We start from the raw sequence: 24,696 nt of genomic DNA, 5'->3' as shown, positions 1-24,696 counted from the left end.
TGGATGGTAATATTGTAGATATTTATACTTAGATAAAAAAGTGTTGTACTGAAAATGATTCATTAGCCCAGACAGCAACGGCATCCTTTGGCTGCTTTCTTTAAGCAGCCAGAGATATAGTGTATGGCTGGAATTAGCTCCTGATACACGATAGTTGTGCTTTAAATAAAATATCAATTCTTTAGATTTGTTTGCTTTTAAAATCAATTATGATCAGCCTGAATGGGATGCAAATGCAGCTAAGGGTTTGTTTAATGGAAATATTTCTGAAACCAAATGGATCAATGGAAATGATAATACAGGTGTTGTGCGTGGTTATGGTTATCTGTATGATAATTTAAACCGATTAACAAATGCTACTTATCAGACTCCTTCTCTTACAAATAACAAAAATTATTTTGGAGAAAGTATGGATTACGATAAAAATGGTAATATACAACATTTAATGCGTCAGAACATGGGAGGAGGCTCATCTAATTCTTATGTTGGAGGCATGGATGATTTAACATATGATTACGCAGATGCAAATTCTAACCAGTTGACAAAAGTTACAGATGGTTTAGGAGGTAATGATTCCGCAGGTTTTATAGACGGTAATAAAACGGGCGATGATTATGCTTATGACGCCAATGGCAATATGATTACTGATAAAAACAAAAACATCACCACCATAGCATACAACCATCTGAATTTGCCTAAGAAAATTACTTTTGGCATAACGGGCAGTATTGATTATATTTACAATGCGGCAGGACAAAAGTTAAGGAAAATTGTAACTGAGGGAGCAGTGGAAATTACTACCGATTATTTGGGAGGTTTTCAGTACAAAGACAATGTGTTGCAGTTTTTTCCAACGGCCGAGGGTTATGTCAAGAACGATGCAGGAATGCTCTCGTATGTGTTTCAGTACAAAGATCATTTGGGCAACATCCGTTTGAGCTATGCTAAAAACCCAACCACAAATGTTCTTGAAATTATCGAAGAAAATAATTATTATCCATTTGGGTTGAAACATAATGGGTATAATAATACGGTTACTTCTACAAATCCAGCTCAAAAGCTTCTCTACAACGGGAAGGAATTACAGGATGAGTTAGGACTTAACTTCTACTACTATGGAGCTAGGAATTATGATCCGGCTCTGGGTAGATGGATTAACATTGATCCTAAAGGCGAAAAATATCTTAATTTGAGTCCTTATATCTATGTTGCTGATAATCCTATTATAAATATTGATCCTGATGGAAATGATATTATATTTATTGTAACAAGAGGAGATCAAACTAGAAATTTTAAATATAGTAAGGGTAACTTTTATGATACCGCAACAGGGAAAAGATATAATCCCGGAAAAGAAAGTGTCAGTCCTACGATGTATAAAGTCTTATCTGCTTATAGAAAAATTGAAAAGTCTAATAATTCTAGATTAAAAGGCGTTTTACATAAGCTTGAAACAAGTAAACTTCATCACTATATAGAAGAAGGTGTTAAGAGTGTAGTTAATGCATACGGAATAACAAGTGAAAAAGAAGGTGATTTGAGCATAGGAACTCGCACCCATTATAATTTCTCTCATGAAGATGATGCAGAATTTGAAAAAGATGAAGGTGCCCCAGTATCAGATGACGCTACTGTTGCTCATGAAATGAGACATCAATATGATCATGATATAGGAAATACAGCTGATAGTCAAGATGGTGGAAATGAAAAAGACCCAGTGGAGATAAGAGCTGTTTTCTTTGAAAATCTTATGAGGAAATTATTAAAACAGATGCAAAGACCAAATTATGGAAAGCCTATTGAACCTAAAATATTAAAAAATCCACCAAATAACCGATTTGAAGAAGAAAAATGAAAAAAAAATTTACAATTATTTTAGTTATGATATCTTTTTTTTCTTGTACAGAAAAGAAAGAAATAATATCAGAGAATGATATTAATAAATTCGCCAAAGGAAGTTATATAGTACCTTCTAAATACGGGGCTTTGAATCTTTTTCTCCTAGCTGATAGTGGAGAAATAATCATAACAAATGCCGACTATTTAAATTATGCTTATAATAAACATTATCAAAAGGAATACAGTAATTATAGAGAATTCTTGTCAAAAGTATTAAATGAAGAAATTAAAATTAAAAAAAAATCCTTTGATCGAATTCCTCATGAGTCTTTCAAAATAAGTAGCATGGTTGAAAGAGAATATAAACAATTAAGTTTTAATGACTTTTTTAATAAATATACGGGAAATGATATGTCTCAAGAAAATTCAAATTATTTGAAAATTGAAGAAAATACTTCTTTAGATGAAATCAGAACTATTTCATATTATTTTTATCTTAATGGTTATCAAATAATAAAGGGTGATAATTTTCCTAGATATTTTGTTTACAAAAGAGACAAGTTTATGAATTGATATTTATTTTATTAAAAGATAGATAATGTATCAGATGAGTTGGTGTTTAATAATTTTGGTAATGTGTTAAATGTGTTGGTGATATTCCCCAGGGAGGCGCAAGCATCTTGCTCGTGAACGCAATGTAAATCAACAGAAAACCCACTTCTAAAACGAAGTGGTTTTTCTGTTTTTGGATGGTAATGTTGTAGATATATACTTAGATAAAGAAAGTGTTCTACTGAAAAATGATTGCCTAGCCCAGACAGCAACGGCATCCTTTGGCTGCTTTCTTTAAGCAGGTAAAGATATAGTGTATGGCTGGAACTAGCTCCTGATATGCGATAGTTGTACTTTAAGTAAAATGCCAATCCTGTAGATTTGTTTGCTTTTAAGTTAAATTATAATAACGATACTTCTAACCCGGCTGTTCAGAAATTGTACAACAGAAACATTGCTGAGGCTTTTTGGAAGACTGCTTCGGACAATGCAGAACGTGGTTATGGTTACCAGTATGATAATCTGAACCGATTAACCAATGCGATGTATGCCAAAAACGGATTGATAACCAATGCCTACAATGAAAACCTTTCGTACGACAAAAACGGAAATATTGTATCGTTGGGCAGAAATGGCGATACCGATCCTCAGATGCAACCCTTTGTGATTGATGATTTAACATATGATTACGCAGATGCAAATTCTAACCAGTTGGCAAAAGTTACTGACAGTCCTGCTGGAAATGATAATTCTGGTTTTAAAGATCTCAATAAAATTGGTGATGATTATGCTTATGATGCCAATGGCAACATGATTAGTGATAAAAACAAAAACATCACCACCATAGCATACAACCATCTGAATTTGCCAAAGAAAATTACTTTTGGCACAACGGGTAGTATTGAGTATATTTACAATGCGGCAGGACAAAAACTAGAGAAGATTGTAACAGATGACGGTGTTGTAGTTAACACTACTTATTTAGGAGGTTTTCAGTACAAAGACAATGTGTTGCAGTTTTTTCCAACAGCTGAAGGTTATGTAAAAAACGATGCAGGAGTGCTTTCGTATGTGTTTCAGTACAAAGACCATTTGGGTAACATTCGTTTGAGTTATGCTAAAAACCCAACCACAAATGTTCTTGAAATTATCGAAGAAAATAATTATTATCCTTTTGGGTTGAAGCATAATGGGTATAATCCACCAAATACTTCATTAGGAAATAATGATGCTCAAAAGTATAGGTACAATGGTAAGGAGCTCCAAGACGAGCTGGGGCTTAACTTGTACGATTATGGAGCACGTAATTATGACCCTGCAATCGGCAGGTGGATGAACATCGACCCGCTGGCGGAACAAATGAGAAGGTGGTCACCGTATAATTATGCATTTAATAATCCTATGAGGTTTACTGACCCTGATGGAATGGGACCAAATGACATCATAATTTGGGGCTCGGCATCATATAAACAAACTGCATTAAATGATTTACAAAAACTTACGAATGATAAGTTGACTATTTCGGAGGATGGCAAAGTTACTATTGAACAAAAAGGAGGTAGTAATGCAGATAAGACACTATCCATTGGAACAGATTTGATATCTAGTTTGATTGAATCACCTAAAACTACTACAGTTGAACAGTCTTGGGGTGATAATGGTACAAAAGCAGATTCTGGTATGGATAGTCTTATTACTTCGAAAGGTCCTGGACCAGGAACAGATTCAACTGTAAAATATAATCCAAATGGAAAGGGTGAAACTATCGTTAATGCAGATGGAACAAAAGGTAGACCAGCTTTTATTGGACTTGGGCATGAATTAGCTCATGCTAAAGAAAATGCTACAGGAACCCGCAGTGTAAAAGTAAATGACACAAAAATTGACCCTGACGACGGAACAAAAGGAACATTGACCGAAAGCGAAATACAAGTTAGAGCGGTCGATTCTCAAATACGTAAGGAACAAGGAGTCGTTGAAAGAAAACAACCATATAATTAAAAAAATGAAAAATATTTTTTATTGCTTAATGATAATAACATTATCGTCATGTGGACGCTATATAAATAATAGTGAAAATAAAACAGATAAAATTTTTATAAATTGGAATATAGCTACTGCTAATTCAATGCAGCTACAGGAAAAATCTATAAATGATGAATATCAGAAATCATTATATAAAAATAGATTAGAAGCTTTCAAATCATATATTGATGTGGGAGATTTAAATCAATTGAATAAAAATTCAATACGGTATAAGCTCCTTAACCAATATCTTAATGATTGGGATGATAAATTTTATATTGTTGAAGCTAATGAGTCAGGAGAAATAGCCACCAAAATATCTTATATCATACTTCAAAATGGAACAGGTACATCAAAAGTTCTTAAATACATTTACAGAAATGGGAAATGGGAGAAAGCCAAAGAATATGCGGTAAGCTCTAGTTTTAAATTTGATAGAGAAAGTTATAATACTAAATTTGGGGAAGGTAAAAATGAGAATGATATAACTGTCACCTACGCAGAAAATAGCACTATTATTAGTTCAGATTTCTTTCTTTTATTATCGATGAAACAAATTGAAATTTTAAAAGATAAATGAGATAACTGAATATAGTCCTACTCTGAAAAAATAAGGATATCATGAATGAAGAAATATTCAATAAGTTAAAGGAATTTGTGGTAAATCAATCTGCGGTTAATGATCAAATAATAACTCGGTCAACACAAATTGAAAATGATTTAGGGGTTTATGGTGAGGATGCCGTAGAGTTCATAGTTGCTTTTGGCAAAGGATTTAATGTAGATGTATCAAGATTTATGGCAAGTGATTATTTTAGTCCCGAAGGCGATTTTATATTACCAGCAATTATTAGATTTTTAACAAACAAAAAAAAGAAAGAAAGAAAATCTTTTACAATAGGTCATCTTGAAAAGGCGATAATAGCAGGGAAATTAGATGAAAATACTTTTTTATAATTTTAGCGAAAGAGCTTTAGAACTAAAACCACTTCATTTGAAGTGGTTTTTAGTATAATAAACATAGCCAATTGAGAAATATCTATAGACAGAGGTTTTTTGCACCTAACAAAGCTAAATAAATTCTGAAATCAAAAAACAGTATAAATACCTATTGTGTATAATTTTTAGAATCACTTCCTTGTTACGGTTTTCCGTAATGCAATAAGGAATTTATTATTGTTATTTGTGACGTGGATGCAATTTTTATTTTATGCTTCAAAAGCATGCTAAATTATAAGATTGGAGCCATCTAAAGCGGGCTTAAAAAAACATTAAAAATGAAAGTAAAAATACTAAATTTCAGAGTGTACAGAGATAGAATTGGAAGTTCAATAACATTACATCAGGTAAGAAATTTACAAGATTTAATATTGACTGAATTTTTATTATTAAATTGATATCTTTAGAATCTTAACTTAAATCTTTTATTACATGTATATTGACTATTCACTATGGGAGCATTACGAATATTCCTTAAATTCACTTCATTTAGATTTAAATAATCCACGATTAAAGTATAGGGAGGTAAATTTAAATCAACCTGAAATTCTTAAATTTTTAATTGCAAATGAAAAAGTATATGAATTAGCAAAAAAGATTTCAGAAGAAGGATATTTTGTTGGTGAAGAACCTATTATATGTATAGAAAATGACAAAAAGATTATCCTCGAAGGAAATAGAAGGACAGGTGCGTTAAAGCTTTTGCAAGACCCGAGTAAATATCTTTCAAAAGCGAAAGCAAATATTTTACTTCAAAATATCTTAAAAAACAATTTTCCAGTTGGAAAAAAACTAAAGTGTTATATAGCTCCAAATAGACTATTAGCTAATCCTATAATTTATGAAAGACATAAAGGAGACTCGTTGCAAAAATGGAAAACAGGAAATCAATATGCATTTGTAGCTGACATGTATTATGAAGATGGATTATCAATTGAAGATATAGCAGATGTTTTAAATGAATCTATTACTAAAATTGTTAAGCCTCTAAAAGCATACAATTTATTTTTAGAAGGCAAAGAGCTCCTTGAAAAAGAAGAAGATATTATTATTGAAATAGATAAATTTGATTTTACAAATTTAGAAAGATTTTATTCTTATGATGAAGCACGATTGCTTTTAGGAATTGATTTTGATGATGAAAATGGAGAATTAATAATTAATATCCCTAGAGAAGAATTTGACAAAAGACTTCTTATTATTTTTAAAATTATAATTGATTCTGAACGATTCTCAAGGGAATTTAATAAAGAAGATGATAAAAAAGAATTTGTAAAAAAGTTAAAAGCAAATGCTGATTTTAACCTTAGTGTTCCTGAAAAGCAATCAGTGGTGAGTAAGGCTACAAAGCAAAAATCTAATCTAGATGAAGAAAAAGCAAAAATTAATCAAAGAAGAAAAAAGGCAATAAAAAATACTTTCTTTGAAAGAGTGATTCCTAAAGATACTGATATCTATTTTAATAATGATAAATTAGATAGTTTGTTTCTCGAATTGAAAAGTTTACCAAATGAAAAATTTTATTCATTTGCTCTATTACTTAGGACTTACCTAGAACAAAGCTTGTATTATTATCTAAAAACGAATGATCTTTTTGAAAGCTTGTCAGATAAAACAAGTAAAAAAACTATTGAAGACAGTGGAAAAAAGGTCAGCCTGGTGATTGATTATATAAAAAATAATCATGGAGTTCAAGATACTATCAGTAAAGACAACTTAATGAACATCTTAAGATTTAATTCATCAAAAGATTATTCTAATGCTAGTTTGAAGATAATGTTGGATTATTTTAAAAATTATGAACTAGATAATTTTTTTGATGTTCAAACTTCAAAAAATTTAAAAAAGTACTTTGATAATGTTAAAGAAGAATTGGATTTAGCCGTACATAATATTGAGACTTTTGTAGATTTGACTCATAATAAAAGAGCTTGGAAACATTTAGAACCATTATTTGTAACTTTGAGCGAAAATTTAAATAAAGATTAATGTTCTATTCACCACTTAGATACCCTGGAGGTAAAAATAAATTATCAGCATTTATTGCAAAAATTTGTATTGATAACAACATTAATGGACATTATGTAGAGCCTTATTCAGGAGGGGCATCTGTTGCTTTATTTCTACTTTTTGAAGGGTTTGTAAATAAAATAACCCTTAATGATAAAGATAGATCTATTTATGCTTTTTGGTATTCAGTTCTTAATCATACGAAAGAATTATGTGATTTGATTGAAAATTCAACATTTACTGTTAGTGAATGGAGAAAACAAAGAAATGTTCAGCAAAACAAAGAAGAAGTTGGACTTTTAGAATTGGGTTTTTCAACATTTTATTTAAACAGAACTAATCGATCAGGAATAATAAATGCTGGCTTAATTGGAGGAATCGAACAAAATGGCAATTATCTGATGGACTGTAGATTTAATAAAAAAGATTTAATTGAAAGAATTATGCTTATTGCATCAAGGAAGGAAGATATTTTGCTGTTTAACGAAGATGCTATTGCATTAATTGATATTATCCAAGAACAGGCAGAAGATGATAATGTAATATTTTATTTTGATCCACCATACTATTTAAAAGCAAGTAGCTTGTATATGAACCATTATGAAGATAAAAATCATGAATTAGTAAGTAACAAAATAAAAGGAATTACAAACATCAAATGGATAGTTTCATATGATAATGTACCCGAAATAAACATACTATATGATGACTGTAGTAAAAAAGAATTTTCATTCAAGCATACAGCATATAAATCAAGAGTTGGACAAGAAATCCTTTTCTTTAGTCCAACAATTCTGAGTCCAAATATAGAAAACTGGAGTCCTCTAAAATTCAAGCTACATAAAAAAAAGAACAGTAAAGAGATTATTTATTCCGATAAAAAATAGTTTCTATTTTTCATTTCTTAATTATAAAAATAAAATTTTCATGCTGATAAAAAAAATCCATGTAGAAAAATTTAGAGGTTTCAATAACATTGAATTTGAATTGGGAACCAGTATTACAGTGATCGCTGGACAAAATGGAACACAAAAAACTACTCTACTTGGACTTTTAAGTCAGCCTTTTTCTATCAATGATAAAAGTAATCCTATAAGTGATGAAAAACCACTTTGTGGAGGTAATTATAAGTCATCCTTTTCTGAAAAATTTAAGTTATCTAAAACTTTTGATAAACCAAAACATCATACATGGACACTTGAGACAAATGGTAACGAATCGTTCTCAGTTGAAAGTATTGCAAGAGATAAGGATTCTATTAGGTTTTGGAAGCAAGGAGATAGAACAAAAGGTTCCGGATATCTTAATTATCCAGTAATTTATCTTAGCTTGTCTCGATTAATGCCGATAGGGGAAGATGATAAATTAGATACAGATTCAGCTATTCAATTAACTGCGGAAGAACTATTATTTTATAATAAATGGCATAACACTATATTAATAATTAATAATTTAGAAATTAGTTCGGTAGATTATCTATCAAGTAAACAAAAAAATACTCTTGGGGTTTCAACAGACCATTATGACTGGAAAATGAATTCTTCTGGACAAGATAATCTAGGTAAAATTTTACTTGCTATATTATCTTTCAAAAGATTGAAAGAAAAATTTCCAACATTATACGAATATGGAATACTGGTAATAGATGAAATTGATACTACCTTGTATCCTGCATCACAGATCAAATTAATTGAAGCCCTACGAAAATTTTCTTCTGATTATAAAATTCAAATAATCTTTACAACTCATTCCTTGACAATTTTAGAAAAAGTATGTGGAATTCAAAACGACATAAAGCTTAAAAATCAGGTCAAAGTAGTTTTCTTGCAAAAAATAGACAAAGAAATAGTAGTTAATGATAGTGCAACTATAGATTTTATTAGAAATAAATTAAATGTTAGTCTGTCATCACATGTAATTAAAACCAACAAGGTTCCGTTATTTACTGAAGATAAGGAAGCAGAAATTTTCCTAAAGAATATCTTGAAGTCAAAAAAGAGTTCACTTAACTTTATACAGTGTACATTGGGATGTAATAATTACATTGAATTAGTAAGAAAAAAAATTAAAGGATTTAATTACCCCGAAAGTATAATTTGTTTAGATGGAGACGTAAACCAGAAACCTGCGATGATGAAAGAAATAACTAAACATAAAAATTTCTTGATTCTCCCAGGAAATGATTCTCCTGAGAAAATATTAGCAGAAATGCTATATGTTGAACCTGATTCTTCAATTATTTGGGATAAGCTATTTGCAGGTTACGATAAACAAATTTGTTTTAAAGATTATTCAATTGCAGATATTCGTACTCATAGAGAAAAGGCGAAATTATGGTTTAATGATCAAAAGCAATATTGGGGTTTAGGTTGTAATAAATTGATTAACATTTGGATTGGTAAAAATGTTGAGGAAACTAAAATGTTTTTACAAACTTTTGACTCATTAATATCTAAGTATGGAAAATAAATTACACATAAATATCTATGGATAAAACTAACTTAAGAAAAGTATTTGTAAAAAGTTAACCAATCGGACATAACTCACCTTTTTCAATACTTTCTTTAATCCCCATGAGGGCTTCATCTTTCAGTCCAAAAGGAAATTTGATCAAATAATCATCAGCCGTTTTCAGTGTATCATTTATTGAGTGTAATTTTGCTACGTGCATATATAGCCAGAAACAGAAATTACGCTTGTCCTCATCAATAGAGGCATTGAAAGCGATTTCCTTTAAGATTTCATGAAGATCTGCCACCATATTGATGACAAGGAAAATTAAATAATTGAAACTTCCTCTAACTATTCCACCTTCAAGATACGACAATATAATTTCAATTTCATTTCTTCTGAAATACTTCGTCATAAGATTTGAGAGATTTTCTTTTACATCTGGAGATGACAAATATTGAAAATTATTTGAGTGCCAAAAAATGTCCCGGTTTACATAATTACTTAGCAAACCCAAAATATTCTTTCTTATACCTTCTTCCTTAATTTTTGAAAAATTTGAGATGATATAGAACCAAGTTGCAGGCTTTTCACGATGATAAGAATATAGGGCTTTCATTCCTTCGTAACAGATACTTGAATGCAAATTCTGGCAAAAGTGAGCATCCCATTCCGGTAAAAGAGAGCAATTTGTTCCGGTTTAAAGTGACCACCCTATTCTTGTAAAAGAGATCAGTTGATTCCGGTTCAAAGTGACCACCTCAAAAAGTAGTGTTTATAAAGAATATCTTACTTGTTTTTAAAACAAAAGATATGGCAAATAAACGACTGGATATGAGAAACATTTTGCAATTATTACGTTTATATACTCAAGGAGTAAGTAAGCTCCAAATAAGTAGACAATTAGGCTTATCGCGCAATACTGTAAAGAAATATATTGAATCATTTCATCAAAATTCTTTTACCTATCAAGAATTATCAGGTCTTAGTAATGAAGATCTGGAAGAACTCTTTGATGGCCAGATAAAACCCGTTCCCGAAAAAAACATAGTTTTAGAATCCTTATTTCCCACGATAGAAAAAGAATTAAAGCGAGTTGGTGTTACCCGCCAATTGCTCTGGGAAGAATATAGGGTAAATCATCCTGATGGCTACAGTTATTCTCAGTTTTGCTATCATTATCAAAATTGGCGAGGCAAACTCAAGCCCTCTATGCATATGCATCATAAGGCAGGGGATAAAGTTTTTGTAGACTATACAGGAAAGAAATTATCCGTTATTGACCAGTCTACAGGAGAACTGTGTGAAGTAGAGGTTTTTGTAAGTGTACTGGGAGCAAGCGGACTTACTTTTGTAGAAGCTACCAGAACCCAAAACAAAGAAGACTTTATGGGAAGTCTGGTAAAAATGCTAGACTACTATCAGGGTGTTCCAAGTGCTATTGTAACGGATAATTTAAGAACAGCCGTTAAAAAGAGTGATAAATATGAGCCCTTAGTAACGGAATATTTATTAGACTTTGCATCTCATTACGCAACTACAATACTTCCCACAAGAGCTTATCACCCAAAAGATAAGGCTCTGGTTGAAAATGCAGTAAGAATAATTTATACCAGAATTTTTGCCCCTTTACGCAAAGAAGATTTTTTTACTATAGAAGCCCTTAATGATGCTATTTTACCACTTTTAGAAAAGCATAATACAATGTCTTTTAAAGGCAGGAAATACTCAAGATTAGATTTGTTTAATGAGATAGAAAAAGAAGCACTATCATTTTTACCTGTTAATCCCTATCAGCTCAAAGGTTTTGCTAAAGCAACCGTTCATAAATCCAGCCATGTTTATCTCAATAAAGACAAACACTATTATAGTGTGCCTTTTATTTATATGGGCAAGAAAGTATTGATTATTTACAGCAAAACTACCATTGAGATTTATCATGGGCAGCGCATAATAGCCAGTCATCAGAGGGACTACTCCAAATATCTTTATACAACAAATAAAGAACACATGCCCACATCACATCAGTTTGTGGCAGAGTGGAATCCCGAGAGGTTTATCCAATGGGGAGCTTCTGTTGGAGAATTTTGCAAATCATTTATTATACAAATATTAGATAAAAAACAGCACCCTGAGCAATCTTATAAGTCCTGTACCGGCGTGTTAAGTTTAGCCAAAAAAGTAGGCAATGACAGATTAAATAATGCCTGTAAAAGAGCGATGGATTATGAAAAAATAAATTACCCAATCATCAAATCTATCCTGGAGAAAGGATTAGACTTCATTGATGAAGATCCTGCTATTGAAGATAAAGAAATACCAATACATAATAATATTAGAGGCAAGGAATATTACAAATAACAACCATTAATAAAATAACTATATGAATGATCAAACATTAGAAAAAATGAAACAGTTAAGGCTCTACGGAATGTCCAGAGCCTTTAATACTACTTTAGAGGCAAGTAGTATCGATTACACAAATGATGAACTTATTGCTTATTTAATTAACTCTGAATATGATGACAGAGAAAATCGAAAAGTAGAAAGATTGATCAATACTGCCAAGTTTAGGTATAAAGCTTTTATGGAAGAAATCGATTTTGACAGTTCCAGAGGAGTAGATAAAAACTTGGTAAACAGACTTGAGTTTTGTGATTTTATAAAAAACAAACAAAACATCCTGGTCTGTGGAAGTACGGGTGTTGGCAAAAGCTTTATAGCTACAGCAATTGGTTATAAAGCCTGTATGATGGGCTACAAAGTAATGTATTTTAATATCAATAAACTTTTCTCTAAACTTAAAATGGCTAAAGCTGACGGCTCTTACATAAAAGAAATTAATAAAATAGAAAAGCAGGACCTCATTATACTAGATGATTTTGGGCTTCAATCATTAGATAACTTTAAAAGGCAGGATCTTATGGAGATAATTGAGGACAGGCATGGGAAAAAATCAACTATTATTGCTTCGCAGCTCCCAGTTGAATCCTGGCATGAAGTCATTGCTGAACAAACCATTGCAGATGCAATTTTAGACAGAATCGTTCACAATGCTCTTCGGATAGAATTAAAGGGAGAATCAATGAGAAAAAAGAAAATAGAAAAACAACCAATAGAGTAAAATAATTTTATACTTTTAAACTACTTTTTAGACACCTTTTTGAGTTCATTTATACTGCTCACTTTTATCCAGAATTAGGTGCTCACTTTATCCAGAATATCCATACTTGAATTATCAATGTTAGCAAACCATTCTAAGGCACGCCCAAATTTTTCATAGCTTGAAAATAGCTGTCGAAAAGAGAAGCAATACTCTATAAATGCAGGAAAAGTTGCTTCGGAAAATTCGTTTGCCTTATCAACTCTAATAGTATGATAACTTTGCGTAAAAATGTCAGGTCGAGAAGTCAAATAAGATGTAACATCCACCCAAAAGGCTTTTTTAATTTCCGGATCAAAAACTATTCCTACTGTTAAATTTAACCCCTGATTCCAGTACTCTAAATGGGCTTTATCTGCTGTGAATTTATAGCCTAAGCTGTCCTTATAGCTGTCTCCACTTTTTATTTGAACAAATATCCCATAATTGGTTGCAAGACCATTACGTACAAATTCTATATAACAATCATTGCCTTGGTCATTTTCTCGTGAAAGATTTTGAAAAATGGAATGATTATCTTGAACAACACCCTGAACGAATCTTACTCCTTGAAATTCAGTCTTTATATTGGGATTACGATTAGTCATTATTTAATAGGTTTATATCTGAATCTGATTATTTGCTCAAGTTGTTCATATTTAAACATAGTTCAATGACAAAGGGCAAGTAGATAGGAAAGGATTTGGTAAATTCTGTTAGATATTCCTAATGAGTGGAATAGAATACTTATGCGTCTATTCTAGATTTTCATTTTTTAAGTCAATATCAAAATCTACTAATTTTTTTGGCTGAACTTTAAGTCCCTTAGCAACTTTTAAGAAAGTTCTAAACGTAATATTTGTTTTTCCTAACTCAATTTTATTAAAGTCACTATCGTCAATACCAGTATGAAATTCCATATCCTTTAAAGTTAAGTTCTTAGCTTCCCTTTCTGTTTTTACTTTTTCACCAAAATCTTTCAAAAAATCGTTAAATGTATTATCCATAGCATGTTTTTTTTTTGAAAAGTGAAATTGGTAATATTTAACATAAAACTTATGGGGATATATCCCTATATTTATTTTATTTAGTATATTTGTTTAATCATTACGATTTGTAATGTATTTTTGCGATACTTCATTAAAAATATTTGAAGCATTCGCTTTGAATCTCGCCTTCAAAAACTGGTACTTTTTAAATGGGAACGAGAAGATAAGTGCAAATGCTCACGCCATAAATGGCGTGGGCTCACTTATTGTTCCCGGTATACCAGTACCATGAAGGCAATAAGCTGAGTTCCGCGCCTATTTTTTTGGCTACACCTCAACTTCTCAAAGCTTCTTCACGATATCTTAAAGTGTCGTTACCGCTTGTGTTTAACCATTAACCGGTTGCTTATGGTGTAATCTTTAATTTTTACTTGAGTTGGGGAAGGTTCAGGTTATTATACTATCAGCTTCGCCATTTACAAATATCTGCAAGAGCGCAGATCCGAAACCATTCAACAGCTATTGACTATTTAAGTAACCAAAAACCAACCTATGCCTATGATAAATTAATTAACAAGAAAAAGCCTTCTATTACTTGCGTGGAAACTAGCATAGAAGGCTGGGAAAATCAAACTTTCGTTCAATTTTAATCCTTTCTAAATTTATGAAAAATCTTTCATTTAACAAGGGCAGACCTTCCTGTCTTTGCATATTTATTCTCGCAATACTGCTTTCCAGTCAGATTTATGCCGCCAAACTAACGTTCGGGAGCTACACGAAGCAGTCGCAACATCAAATTACAGGTACAGTTACCGATGCCACTGGACCACTTTCCAGCGTTACAGTCATTGTAAAAGGAACTACCACAAACACCGTAACAGATGAAAAAGGTAATTTTTCAATTACGGCTAATTCTACCGATATCCTTGTCTTTTCGTTTATAGGCTATGCCCCACGGGAAATTCAGGTTGGAAGCCAAACTTCAATAAATATAGTATTGATAGAAGACAGTACGCAGCTTAAGGAGGTTACGATAAACGCTGGGTATTATTCTGTGAAGGAGAAGGAGCGCACCGGAAGCATTGCAAAAATCAAATCAGCCGATCTCGACAAGCAACCCGTAAACAATCCATTAGCTGCAATGCAAGGACGCATGTCTGGTGTAAACATTACACAAAATACGGGATTGCCAGGCGGTGGCTTTAATATCCAGATTCGTGGTATTAACAGTATCCGAGGAGACGGCAATGATCCATTGTACATTGTAAACGGAGTTCCATATTCATCACAATCATTAGGAGATCCTACGGTTTCTGCATCCGCTATTTCCGGTGTGACAAATCCGCTGAACAATTTAAATCCATCAGACATAGAAAGTATTGAGGTATTGAAAGATGCGGATGCAACAGCAATTTATGGCTCGCGGGGGGCAAATGGCGTGGTACTGATTACAACAAAAAAAGGCAAATCAGGAGAAACACGTTTTAATTTCAATGCATTTACTACTGTTGGAAAAGTAGCTCAAAAAATGAACCTGATGAACACAAGCCAATATTTGGCAATGCGCGCAGAAGCATTTGCAAATGATGGGATCACGGAATATCCTGAAGATGCTTATGATATCAATGGCACTTGGGATTCAAATCGCAACACCGATTGGCAGAAGGAATTAATTGGCGGTACATCTTACATCCAGAATTTTCAGGCATCCGTTTCAGGCGGTAATGCTAACACGCAATTTCTATTGAGTGGAACCTATCGCAAAGAAACAACCGTATTTCCTGGTGATTTTCATTACGGAAAGGGTTCAGTAAACAGCAACATTACACACCAATCCGACGATAAACGGTTCACCCTTAATTTTTCGGCCAGTTACTCCGGAGATAAAAACACTTTACCGGGAAGGGATTTGACATCCCGAGCATATACGCTTGCTCCAAACGCTCCGGAGCTTTATAACAGCGATGGCAGCCTCAACTGGGAAAACGGCACATTCAACAATCCATTGGCATTTCTCAACGGAAGATACCTTACCGCAAACCAAAACCTTATTGCAAATGTGCTGTTGTCTTACAATGTGCTTCCTGGTCTTGAGGCTAAGGCTAGTATTGGGTATAACGATACTAGGATAACCCAAAACGTAACCAGCCCTCTAAGTATTTATAGTCCCTTTGACACAAACGAGCACGAATCATCCCTATTTGTGGCTAGTGGCACTGGCAGATCATATATTTTCGAACCACAATTAAACTATCGTAAGGAATTGGATGACATAGAGATAAATTTCTTGGTCGGTACGACATTCCAGAGCCAAAAAACAACAAAATTGGCACAATCTGCATTTGGATTTGCAAGCGATGCGCTGATTAATAGTTTGGCTGCGGCTACTACGGTGACAGTGCTGAACCATGAGGTAACTGAGTACAATTACAATGCATTATTTGGGAGACTCAACATGAACTGGCATAAAAAATACATCGTGAACCTAACAGGTCGCCGTGATGGCTCAAGCCGTTTTGGACCCGATAACCGCTTCGCTAATTTTGGTGCTGCAGGTGCAGCTTGGTTGTTCACTAATGAAGGTATTTTCAAACAGCACAATTCCATACTTAGTTTTGGAAAGTTGCGTGGAAGTTATGGCATTACGGGCAATGACCAGATCGGGGATTACCAGTATCTCGATACCTATCAGGTGTCGCCTTATTTGTATGATGGGGTGGTAGGACTTTTACCGTCACGCCTCTACAATCCCGATTTCGGCTGGGAAACAAATAAAAAACTCGAACTCGCGTTGGAATTGGGATTCTTAAAGGATAATATTTTCCTTTCCGCAGCTTGGTTCCGGAATCGCTCATCCAATCAATTGGTCGGGGTTCCGCTCCCCGGAACAACAGGATTTTCTTCTATCCAATCAAATTTTGATGCTACCGTGGAAAATACCGGTGTCGAAGTGGAACTTCGTACCACCAATGTAAAAAGCAAGGATTTCTCATGGACAACTACAGTAAATCTTACTGTACCAAAAAATAAACTGGTCTCTTTTCCAGGGCTTGAAGGTTCTACATATGCTAACCAACTCATAGTTGGTGAATCACTATTTATCAAGAAGGTCTTCAATTATGCAGGTATCAACCCCGAAACAGGAGCCTACACTTTTCAGGATTTCAACGGCGATGGACAGATAACCTATGAAGACGATCGTCAGGCAATCGTTGATACTTCACCAGAATACTATGGAGGCCTCAGTAACCAATTAACATATAAAAATTGGTCGCTCGATTTTTTGTTCCAATTTGTAAAACAACTCGGCAGGAATTATCTGTACACTTCAGCCTTGCCCGGCTCATTTGTAAATCAGCCTGTAGATATGGGAAATCACTTCCCGCAAGACGGCACCAATGCGGTATCACAACAGTATACTACGGGTCAGAATGGCACATTACTCGAAGGACATTACAATCTGATTGATAGTAATGCAGCATTCAGTGATGCATCTTTCGTGAGACTCAAGAATCTGACCCTTGTGTATGCAATACCATCAACATGGTCAAAAACCTTCACAGGAAAGATTTATGTACAGGGGCAAAACTTATTAACCCTCACTGATTTTCGTGGAGCTGACCCTGAAAACCAGTCTGCTTCGGCACTTCCATCATTGCGCCAGTTTACACTGGGCATTCAGCTAGGCTTTTAACTTAACTATATATCAAATGAAAACAAGATTTAATATTATACAGCCAATTATTTGGACAGCGTTACTTACCCTTTCGGCTTGCGAGAGTTTTACCGAGGTAGGCACGCCACAATCACAACTCACAACTCCTGCCGTTTTCGAAAGTATCAATACTGCCGACGCGGCTATGGGCGACATTTATGCGCGCCTGCGTGAAGACAGCATGGTTGCAGGCACGCTGAACGGTCTGTCGAGTCTTTTATCAAACTATTCAGATGAAATGCAGTACACAGGGTCAAGCATCGAAATTATGCAGTTCAACAACCATACAATTACACCTTCAAACAGCCTGATAACAGGATTATGGAACAGCACCTACAGCCAAATCTATGCTGCGAATCTGATGCTGGAAGGTTTGCAGAATTCAACGGCTTTAACAGATAATGAAAAAGCAAGATTGTCAGGTGAAGCATTGTTTATTCGAGGGTACCTTCATTTCTATCTAATAAACATCTTTGGTGATGTGCCCTACATCACAACGACTGATTACGTCGCAAATTCGGTTACATCAAAAACACCGCATGAACAAGTATGGCAAAATATCATAGCCGACTTGACACAAGCTGAAACGCTGTTGCCAGTTGAATATCCTTCTCAGGAAAAAGTCCGTGTAAACAAGGCTGTTGCCGCTGCGTTTCTCGCACGAATATACTTGTACCGTGAAGATTGGGCAAATGCAGCAGCGAAAGCAACAGCTGTAATTGATAATCCCAATTACATATGGGTCGATGATACTTCACAGGAATTTCTTCGCGAGTCAACAGCGACAATATGGGCATTGCATCCGGGAACACCCGGGCTTAATACTAAAGATGCGCGCACGTTTATCTTTTCAAGCGGACCACCTTCCAAGCCGTCACTGGCTGCTTCGTTTGTAACCGGTTTTGAATCTGGTGATCTGCGCCGTACCCAATGGGTACGAACCGTTTCAAACAGCAGTGGCTCCTGGTATTCATCATACAAATATAAAAAGCCGTTGGGCACAGCCTCATCAGAAGAATACACTATTCTGTTCCGGTTGGCCGAACAATACCTGATTCGTGCGGAAGCCAATGCACATCTGTCAAATATATCTGATTGCCAAGCAGACTTAAACAAAATACGCAACCGCGCCGGTCTATCAAATACTACCGCAAGTACGGAAACCGAATTATTGGAAGCAATCGCAAAAGAACGACGTTTTGAGTTTTTTACAGAGCAGGGACATCGTTGGTTCGATTTAAAGCGTACGGGAAAGGCGACGGAAGTACTAAGTCCAATAAAATCCGGGTGGGAAGATACACAGATCATACTTCCGCTGCCACAATCGGAATTGCTGTTGAATGGAAATCTGCTGCCTCAAAATCCAGGTTACTAAGATGCGGGCGTTTTTCTTCAAGACTGTATTTTTGGCATTGCTGCTACTTGTGGCGGTACCAATCTATGGACAAAAACAAGAAGTAACGACTGCCGATTATGCAAAATGGAGTTCCATACAAGCAGAGACGATATCTCCAAATGGCAAATGGATTTCTTATGTTCTGCACTACGATTACGGTGTCGATACATTGTTTGTACAAAATATAAAATCTACGAGGCGATTGGTATTTCCCAAATGTACTGATGTAGGTTTCAGCAATGATGATAAATGGGTGACGTTTTCAGATCCGGAAAAAGGTTTGGCGTTATATGATCTGAACAATGGTAATACGCAATATTTCAAAGACGCAATTCGTCATGAATTCTGCAAAGAAGAAAATTTTCTGGCAATACTCAACAAGAATGCTGTATCTGACTACTTGACGATAATTGGGCTATCCACTTTCAAAAAATACATTTTTGAAAACGTCAGAGAGTTCAGTATCAACAATTCCGGCATTTTGGCTATAAGTACTGGTTATGAAGTGCGCCTGCTAAAACCAAAGGTAGGATTTGTTGAAAAGACCATTGCACAGGATGATGATGCGGGATTTAAAAAACTATTTTGGAGTAGCAATGGCGAATTTCTTGCTTTTCTTCAAGAGATTAAAGACCAACAGGAAACTACCAAAAATTACAGGATATTTTACCACGATTCAGCAATAGGGACAAATACTATTCTTGATAGCAGGCAAACGGAAATATTGGCTATGGAAAATATAACTACATATGGTGGAAGTTCTGCACTTCGGTTTTCAGATGACGGAAAAAGTGTATTTTTCAATTATATTAGTCCTGAGCTGGAATCAAAGTCTGTCCCTTATGAAATTTGGGACTCTGCAACAGCGTTGGAATATACGCAGAATAAAATGTTTGGAGATGCTTCCCGCTTGCCAAAAATTGCTGCATGGAAGCCCGAAAGTGGTGGGACTCTAAAGATCGGAACAATCGAGAATCCGAAAGCAATCCTTACTGCAAATCGAAAGTACGCGCTGTGTTATAATCTGTTGAAGTATGAACCTCAATATGAGTATTACGCGCCTGCTGATATGTACCTGAAAGATACCCAAACCGGGACACAGCAACTGATTTTAGAAAAGCAGTCAACAGCAGTTGGAATGATGGGTGGCTCTCCTAAAGGAAATTTTATACACTATTTCCGCAATGGGAATTGGTGGGCTTACGACATTGTGAAAATGCAGCATCTCAATCTCACAGCAAGACTGCCAGTCTCCATGATTGATAGTATTCAAAACGATGCGGGTGTTCCTGCACCATATGGTAGTCCAGGCTGGTCATCAGATGAAAAATATTTCATAGCTTATGACCGGTATGATATCTACTTGATTGATAATAATGCAAAACAAACCAGAAGAATTACTGATGGAAGAAAGCAAAAGATTTCCTATCGAATTTGTTTAGACCTTTATCCCGTTATAAAAAAGCCGAGCCAGGATGAATTTCTGATAAGAAAATTTGACCTATCGATGGGTTTGGTTTTGCAGGCCATTGGTGAAGATGGATCTAGCGGGTATTATAAATGGAATTCTAACGGTACTTTAGTAAAATTGGTGTTCGGAAACAGTGGAAACAGCAGGCTGATAAAAGCAAAGAATACCGGGCAATTCATTTACATACAGCAAACCGCTTCCGATGCACCAAAGTTAATAGCTGTTTCAATGCAAAAAAACAAGATGCTCTTCAAATCCAATTCCCATACCCGTAAATTTAATTGGGGAACGGCTGAGATGATCTCATACAAAGATAAAAACGGCAATAATCTAAAAGGTATTCTATATAAGCCTGCTGGGTATATCGAAGGAAAAAAATATCCAATGGTTGTATATATTTATGAAAAACAATCCCAAGAGATTAATAATTACCGTGTACCGACAGAATATGGGCCGATGGGCTTCACTCTGTCCAATTATTTCCTGGATGGCTATCTGGTATTGCTGCCGGATATTCATTATAAGATGGGCGAACCCGGAAAGTCAGCTCTGGACTGTGTGCTAAATGCGGTTGATATAGTGAAACGAATGGGAATTGTTGAAGAAAATCATATTGGGATTATAGGCCATTCCTTTGGAGGTTACGAGACGGCATTTATAATTACCCAGACCAATGATTTTGCAGCAGCTGTATGCGGTTCGGGACTTATGAACACTATAAGCAGCTATTTTGTGCATTCTGCAGGTATACCGCGTTCAAATGCATGGCGGTTTGAATCACAGCAGGGACGTATGCCATTTTCACCTTTTGACAATTGGAAAGCTTATGAGCAAGACGCGCCTTTGCCAAATGCTGTAAATTGTACAACACCGCTTTTGAGCTGGGCAGGAAAAAAAGACCCCACTATTTTCTGGACACAATCTGCCGAATTTCATATGGCACTTCGAAGGCTTGGCAAAAGGAATGTTTTTATTCTTTATGACAATGAGGCGCACACAATTGTTACACCTGAATTACAAAAAGACCTGACAATAAAAACCAAGAACTGGTTTGATTATTATCTGAAAGAACAAAAGGAAACACTTACCAATGGAATCCCTTAAATCATAATTAACAAAGCAGGAGACCGACAATCTCCTGCTTTGTTTTTTAAGGTTAATTGATTTTTCTGTATAACTCGACATTACATTGAGTCGGACTGCTCATGTCGAACAATTGTTGTCCTCCCGCCGTAACTCTACAAACATTAGGGTTTTGTATGTTGCTACATTTTACTGTCGTAACATCACAATCCTCTAAAGGGTTATGCCCCCAAACATCTATCAGCTTTCCTTTTTCAGGGGCCGTTGAAAATGCGAAGGCTGCAAATACAGCAAATGCGATTGCTGAAAATGAAAGCGCTGGTCTTAAAACTTTAGTATTCATAATATTAAAATTTAATGTTAATGGTCTACTCTTTTTCAGGTTTTCGACCTTCCCCTGGACTGTACAGTGTATTTTCAAAAGCATAAATGCTGATATTATCTTGATGCGGTAAAGGGCTTGTAATAATTGGTCTGTAATTTTTCAATTGTTAGACTCCTTCCATTCAATGAAACAATCCGGTCGTTTAAAACAACAAATTCATCCATTGTCCTGCCCGCTATATTGTATACATAAAAACTAAATGCATAGGTGTTTGCACTCAGGTCGTATACATCAATTATCGAAGCCTGCTTCCACATAATTTCAGGTTCGTATTTTCCAATGAGAGCCGCATTTACAAAAAGATAATTGCCAAAAGATGCGGTCAGTTTATTGACCAATTTAGGCTGTTTGCTCAGAGTGGTTACTTTTTTCGATTCTATCCTCGCAACAGAAACCTGTGCACGTGTAGTTGTATCAATAGTATGCCCTGAGGTATGATTGCCTATCTGAGAATCAATCATCAGGAATTCATTTCGATAGGCGTAGGTATAGATTACCTTGTCAAGCTGGGAATTATAAAGCAATGATCCGTCCGTGTCAAATATACCGTCTACCTGCTTCAGCAGAAGTCTGCCGTTAAGCTGTAATGATGCATCATTATTAAAAGTAAAGAGTCCTAGCGTATTTGCTTTTGTTTTAGAATCAATAGCTCGGATAACTGCTGTCTTATCATCGATCGGCTTCAATATGGAAAAATAAGCTTTTCGATACATTTTAAGCTCCGCTTTCCAGTTGGTGGTATCTCCAATAAAAATGCAGGGTACGCTTCCATCGCTAAAATAAAAATAAGGTGATTTTACGGCAAGGCGCGGCACAGTGTAAGGAAATTTATATTTAGGAAGTTCGATGCGAATTGTCTTTTTTTGAACCAGACTGGTATCAAAAATTGTTACGGCCAGCGGTTCAGCCCGATTGCCTAAATAAATCTGTCCTTTGTCATAACCGGCTATATAATATGTTGCTTGTGGAAGCAGGATCGTTTTCTTGCTATTAGTAGGGTGCTTGGGAAATCTTCGCACAAAATTATTACGATGATGGATTATGTCTTCTGATAACATAAACAGCAGGGCAACAATACCAATGCTGAAAAATATCGTCATAGAAAAGGCACTGGCCAGTGCAGCAGGTTTTGAAATAAAATGTGCCTTTGGCACACCCCGGCGCAGTATCAGGATACCTGCTGCGGCCAGCATCATGAAAACAAAATTAAAAATGAAATGTTCCTCCCATCCCATTTTTTCCAAAATTCCTCCACAGGAACAAGGGACAAATGGGCTGTAATTTAAAATAATGAAAATGTATGCGGTAAACATAACCATCATGCACAACGCTCCAAAAAGCCCCATGATTCTCCACCTTTTTGAAAGGATAAGCAATACAATGAATAATTCAAGCATCGGAACCATCCATGCAATGTATCCGGCAAATGCACTTAATAAAGGTGACTGTCCCAATTGAACACGGAAGTTCTCAAAGTCGAGCAATTTGCTTACTGCCGCGTAAACAAAAAGCAGTATATAAAGCAGGCAGATTATGTCGGCTATAGTATTTTTAAAGGATATTGATGTTTTCATGTCATTGCTTTTAACGTTTACAGTATTCCAGTATAATCTCACTTGAGGGCATACCAAACCACCCTCACATATGTAGCTTTTTTTTTGTAAAAATCACGGGGTAAATATTTTATACAGCTAAATTAAAACATAGCTGTCAAAGGATTGTTGACAAAAACGATCCAAAAAATGTAAAAAACGATCCATTTTACTTATAACGTTGGCTAAATTTTATTATAATTGATAACTATATTGTAAAATTCTTTAAAATAAATAATTAACCCTTATCCATTCAGGATTATCTCATATCAAAACGGGAGAGAAAAGGCCGTTTGTGACTTAAAGTTGAATAACAAAATTCAAATTCTAATATTTTGCTTATATCAGCCTATTCAAATAGCAGAATACAAAGCCAGCAGATTATATCGACTATAGTATTTTTAAAAGAGACTTCCATTTTCATGTTTTCTCTTAGCCTCTCTGTGAATCATAGCTTATATGAGATTCGCACATACCAATTCAGCCCAGCTTATACTGCTAAAATTAGCTAGTAATCACATCTTTAGTGTTTTGTAAAGCTAAATTAAAACAATATTCTGGAAGGATTGTTACGAAAAACGAGCCAAAATTTGCAAAAAACGAGCCATTTTACAGGCCTACTAAAAAAGCTAAAACACATAAAAAGGCTAGCAAATACAGACCTTATGGACAAAAAGCAATAGTTTTTTCCTTTAATACCTAAAAAAAACTTAGAATTATGGAGTATAAAAAAACGTCGTAAACCTGAAAGGATGTTTAAAATGATATTGATACTAAAAAAATCAGGTGAACTTATAAAAAGGAAAGCTAACTCTGAAAACATCCGATACAACTAATTTAAAAAACGACTTTGGAGTTTTTTTCTGCTCCCTGCAAGGGCAAGTGGTTTTGAGCTGCGGAAAGTATTTCAAGCAGCTCAGAACACAACTTGCTATTTTCTCTCGAAAATATTTTTACATATGGATTTTAATTGAAAGGGCTTGTTGCCCTTTTTTTTATGTAATGGTTATTAAGTAATTTTCTTTTAGAAAAAAGCAGAAGTTCCCA

At 34.7% G+C, this 24,696-nt stretch carries 18 protein-coding genes; 13 read left to right on the top strand and 5 right to left on the bottom strand.

Annotated elements, in window-relative coordinates:
* Nucleotides 1-187: 187 nt before the first annotated feature.
* The 8 genes from J3495_RS17115 to J3495_RS17080 all read left to right on the top strand — a co-directional run bounded on the left by J3495_RS17115 (nt 188) and on the right by J3495_RS17080 (nt 9,894).
* Complete coding sequence (locus J3495_RS17115; protein WP_236025494.1) at nt 188-1,855, top strand: RHS repeat domain-containing protein; 1,668 nt, start codon at nt 188-190, stop codon at nt 1,853-1,855.
* Nucleotides 1,852-2,412, top strand: a complete 561-nt coding sequence (locus J3495_RS17110; RefSeq protein ID WP_210667892.1) for a hypothetical protein — start codon at nt 1,852-1,854, stop codon at nt 2,410-2,412. The genes J3495_RS17115 and J3495_RS17110 overlap by 4 nt, the downstream gene beginning before the upstream one ends.
* 360 nt (nt 2,413-2,772) lie before the next feature.
* On the top strand, nt 2,773-4,392 hold the full coding sequence (locus J3495_RS17105) for an RHS repeat-associated core domain-containing protein (RefSeq protein WP_210667890.1): 1,620 nt from the start codon (nt 2,773-2,775) through the stop codon (nt 4,390-4,392).
* Nucleotides 4,393-4,396: 4 nt separating this feature from the next.
* Nucleotides 4,397-4,996 (top strand): hypothetical protein, encoded by a 600-nt coding sequence (locus tag J3495_RS17100; RefSeq protein WP_127340885.1) that lies wholly within the window; start codon nt 4,397-4,399, stop codon nt 4,994-4,996.
* 41 nt (nt 4,997-5,037) lie between these two features.
* On the top strand, nt 5,038-5,373 hold the full coding sequence (locus J3495_RS17095) for a DUF1493 family protein (protein WP_127340884.1): 336 nt from the start codon (nt 5,038-5,040) through the stop codon (nt 5,371-5,373).
* A gap of 474 nt (nt 5,374-5,847) precedes the next feature.
* Entirely contained in the window at nt 5,848-7,404 is a 1,557-nt protein-coding gene (locus J3495_RS17090; protein WP_132038345.1) for a ParB N-terminal domain-containing protein, read from the top strand.
* Nucleotides 7,404-8,312, top strand: a complete 909-nt coding sequence (locus J3495_RS17085; protein WP_127340980.1) for a DNA adenine methylase — start codon at nt 7,404-7,406, stop codon at nt 8,310-8,312. The genes J3495_RS17090 and J3495_RS17085 overlap by 1 nt, the downstream gene beginning before the upstream one ends.
* Nucleotides 8,313-8,352: 40 nt before the next feature.
* On the top strand, nt 8,353-9,894 hold the full coding sequence (locus J3495_RS17080; protein WP_127340979.1) for an ATP-dependent nuclease: 1,542 nt from the start codon (nt 8,353-8,355) through the stop codon (nt 9,892-9,894).
* 55 nt (nt 9,895-9,949) lie between these two features.
* Here the strand turns inward: J3495_RS17080 and J3495_RS17075 are convergent, their stop codons facing one another.
* Entirely contained in the window at nt 9,950-10,291 is a 342-nt protein-coding gene (locus J3495_RS17075; protein WP_127340978.1) for a hypothetical protein, read from the bottom strand.
* Between the two features lie 398 nt (nt 10,292-10,689).
* Between J3495_RS17075 and istA the strand changes: the two genes are divergently transcribed.
* Entirely contained in the window at nt 10,690-12,237 is a 1,548-nt protein-coding gene (gene istA / locus J3495_RS17070; RefSeq protein ID WP_132038360.1) for an IS21 family transposase, read from the top strand.
* Nucleotides 12,238-12,259: 22 nt separating this feature from the next.
* A complete protein-coding gene (istB, locus tag J3495_RS17065; protein ID WP_132038359.1) occupies nt 12,260-13,000 on the top strand; it encodes an IS21-like element helper ATPase IstB in 741 nt (246 codons plus the stop codon).
* Between the two features lie 74 nt (nt 13,001-13,074).
* On the opposite strand, the gene J3495_RS17060 is transcribed toward istB, so the two are convergent.
* Nucleotides 13,075-13,626 (bottom strand): DUF4365 domain-containing protein, encoded by a 552-nt coding sequence (locus J3495_RS17060; RefSeq protein WP_127340917.1) that lies wholly within the window; start codon nt 13,624-13,626, stop codon nt 13,075-13,077.
* A gap of 147 nt (nt 13,627-13,773) precedes the next feature.
* Nucleotides 13,774-14,025, bottom strand: coding sequence for a helix-turn-helix domain-containing protein (locus tag J3495_RS17055; RefSeq protein ID WP_127340918.1), 252 nt, complete (start codon nt 14,023-14,025; stop codon nt 13,774-13,776).
* Between the two features lie 646 nt (nt 14,026-14,671).
* Between J3495_RS17055 and J3495_RS17050 the strand changes: the two genes are divergently transcribed.
* The 3 genes from J3495_RS17050 to J3495_RS17040 are packed head-to-tail and all read left to right on the top strand — an operon-like array spanning nt 14,672 to nt 21,693.
* Nucleotides 14,672-17,701 (top strand): SusC/RagA family TonB-linked outer membrane protein, encoded by a 3,030-nt coding sequence (locus tag J3495_RS17050; protein WP_127340919.1) that lies wholly within the window; start codon nt 14,672-14,674, stop codon nt 17,699-17,701.
* A gap of 16 nt (nt 17,702-17,717) precedes the next feature.
* Entirely contained in the window at nt 17,718-19,097 is a 1,380-nt protein-coding gene (locus tag J3495_RS17045; protein WP_127340920.1) for a RagB/SusD family nutrient uptake outer membrane protein, read from the top strand.
* The gene (locus J3495_RS17040; RefSeq protein ID WP_127340921.1) at nt 19,063-21,693 is read left to right on the top strand and encodes a S9 family peptidase; all 2,631 of its coding nucleotides are present in this window, start codon (nt 19,063-19,065) and stop codon (nt 21,691-21,693) included. Before J3495_RS17045 ends, J3495_RS17040 begins: the two co-directional genes overlap by 35 nt.
* Nucleotides 21,694-21,745: 52 nt before the next feature.
* Here the strand turns inward: J3495_RS17040 and J3495_RS17035 are convergent, their stop codons facing one another.
* Together J3495_RS17035 and J3495_RS17030 are read right to left on the bottom strand one after the other, a co-directional pair.
* Nucleotides 21,746-22,015 (bottom strand): DUF6520 family protein, encoded by a 270-nt coding sequence (locus J3495_RS17035; RefSeq protein WP_127340922.1) that lies wholly within the window; start codon nt 22,013-22,015, stop codon nt 21,746-21,748.
* A gap of 95 nt (nt 22,016-22,110) precedes the next feature.
* Nucleotides 22,111-23,631, bottom strand: a complete 1,521-nt coding sequence (locus tag J3495_RS17030; protein ID WP_127340923.1) for a DoxX family protein — start codon at nt 23,629-23,631, stop codon at nt 22,111-22,113.
* Between the last annotated feature and the right edge of the window lie 1,065 nt (nt 23,632-24,696).

Origin of the sequence: Flavobacterium geliluteum, from assembly GCF_017948595.1 — a bacterium.
In the GTDB taxonomy this organism is placed as follows: domain Bacteria; phylum Bacteroidota; class Bacteroidia; order Flavobacteriales; family Flavobacteriaceae; genus Flavobacterium; species Flavobacterium flavipigmentatum.
This window is presented reverse-complemented; position numbering and strand designations above follow the sequence as displayed.

Coding starts and splice junctions, on each gene's coding strand:
- J3495_RS17110 (WP_210667892.1), top strand. CDS start 1,852: ATGAAAAAAAAATTTACAATTATTTTAGTTATGATATCTTTTTTTTCT.
- J3495_RS17100 (WP_127340885.1), top strand. CDS start 4,397: ATGAAAAATATTTTTTATTGCTTAATGATAATAACATTATCGTCATGT.
- J3495_RS17095 (WP_127340884.1), top strand. CDS start 5,038: ATGAATGAAGAAATATTCAATAAGTTAAAGGAATTTGTGGTAAATCAA.
- J3495_RS17090 (WP_132038345.1), top strand. CDS start 5,848: ATGTATATTGACTATTCACTATGGGAGCATTACGAATATTCCTTAAAT.
- J3495_RS17085 (WP_127340980.1), top strand. CDS start 7,404: ATGTTCTATTCACCACTTAGATACCCTGGAGGTAAAAATAAATTATCA.
- J3495_RS17080 (WP_127340979.1), top strand. CDS start 8,353: ATGCTGATAAAAAAAATCCATGTAGAAAAATTTAGAGGTTTCAATAAC.
- J3495_RS17075 (WP_127340978.1), bottom strand. CDS start 10,291: ATGACGAAGTATTTCAGAAGAAATGAAATTGAAATTATATTGTCGTAT.
- istA (WP_132038360.1), top strand. CDS start 10,690: ATGGCAAATAAACGACTGGATATGAGAAACATTTTGCAATTATTACGT.
- istB (WP_132038359.1), top strand. CDS start 12,260: ATGAATGATCAAACATTAGAAAAAATGAAACAGTTAAGGCTCTACGGA.
- J3495_RS17060 (WP_127340917.1), bottom strand. CDS start 13,626: ATGACTAATCGTAATCCCAATATAAAGACTGAATTTCAAGGAGTAAGA.
- J3495_RS17055 (WP_127340918.1), bottom strand. CDS start 14,025: ATGGATAATACATTTAACGATTTTTTGAAAGATTTTGGTGAAAAAGTA.
- J3495_RS17050 (WP_127340919.1), top strand. CDS start 14,672: ATGAAAAATCTTTCATTTAACAAGGGCAGACCTTCCTGTCTTTGCATA.
- J3495_RS17045 (WP_127340920.1), top strand. CDS start 17,718: ATGAAAACAAGATTTAATATTATACAGCCAATTATTTGGACAGCGTTA.
- J3495_RS17040 (WP_127340921.1), top strand. CDS start 19,063: ATGGAAATCTGCTGCCTCAAAATCCAGGTTACTAAGATGCGGGCGTTT.
- J3495_RS17035 (WP_127340922.1), bottom strand. CDS start 22,015: ATGAATACTAAAGTTTTAAGACCAGCGCTTTCATTTTCAGCAATCGCA.
- J3495_RS17030 (WP_127340923.1), bottom strand. CDS start 23,631: ATGAAAACATCAATATCCTTTAAAAATACTATAGCCGACATAATCTGC.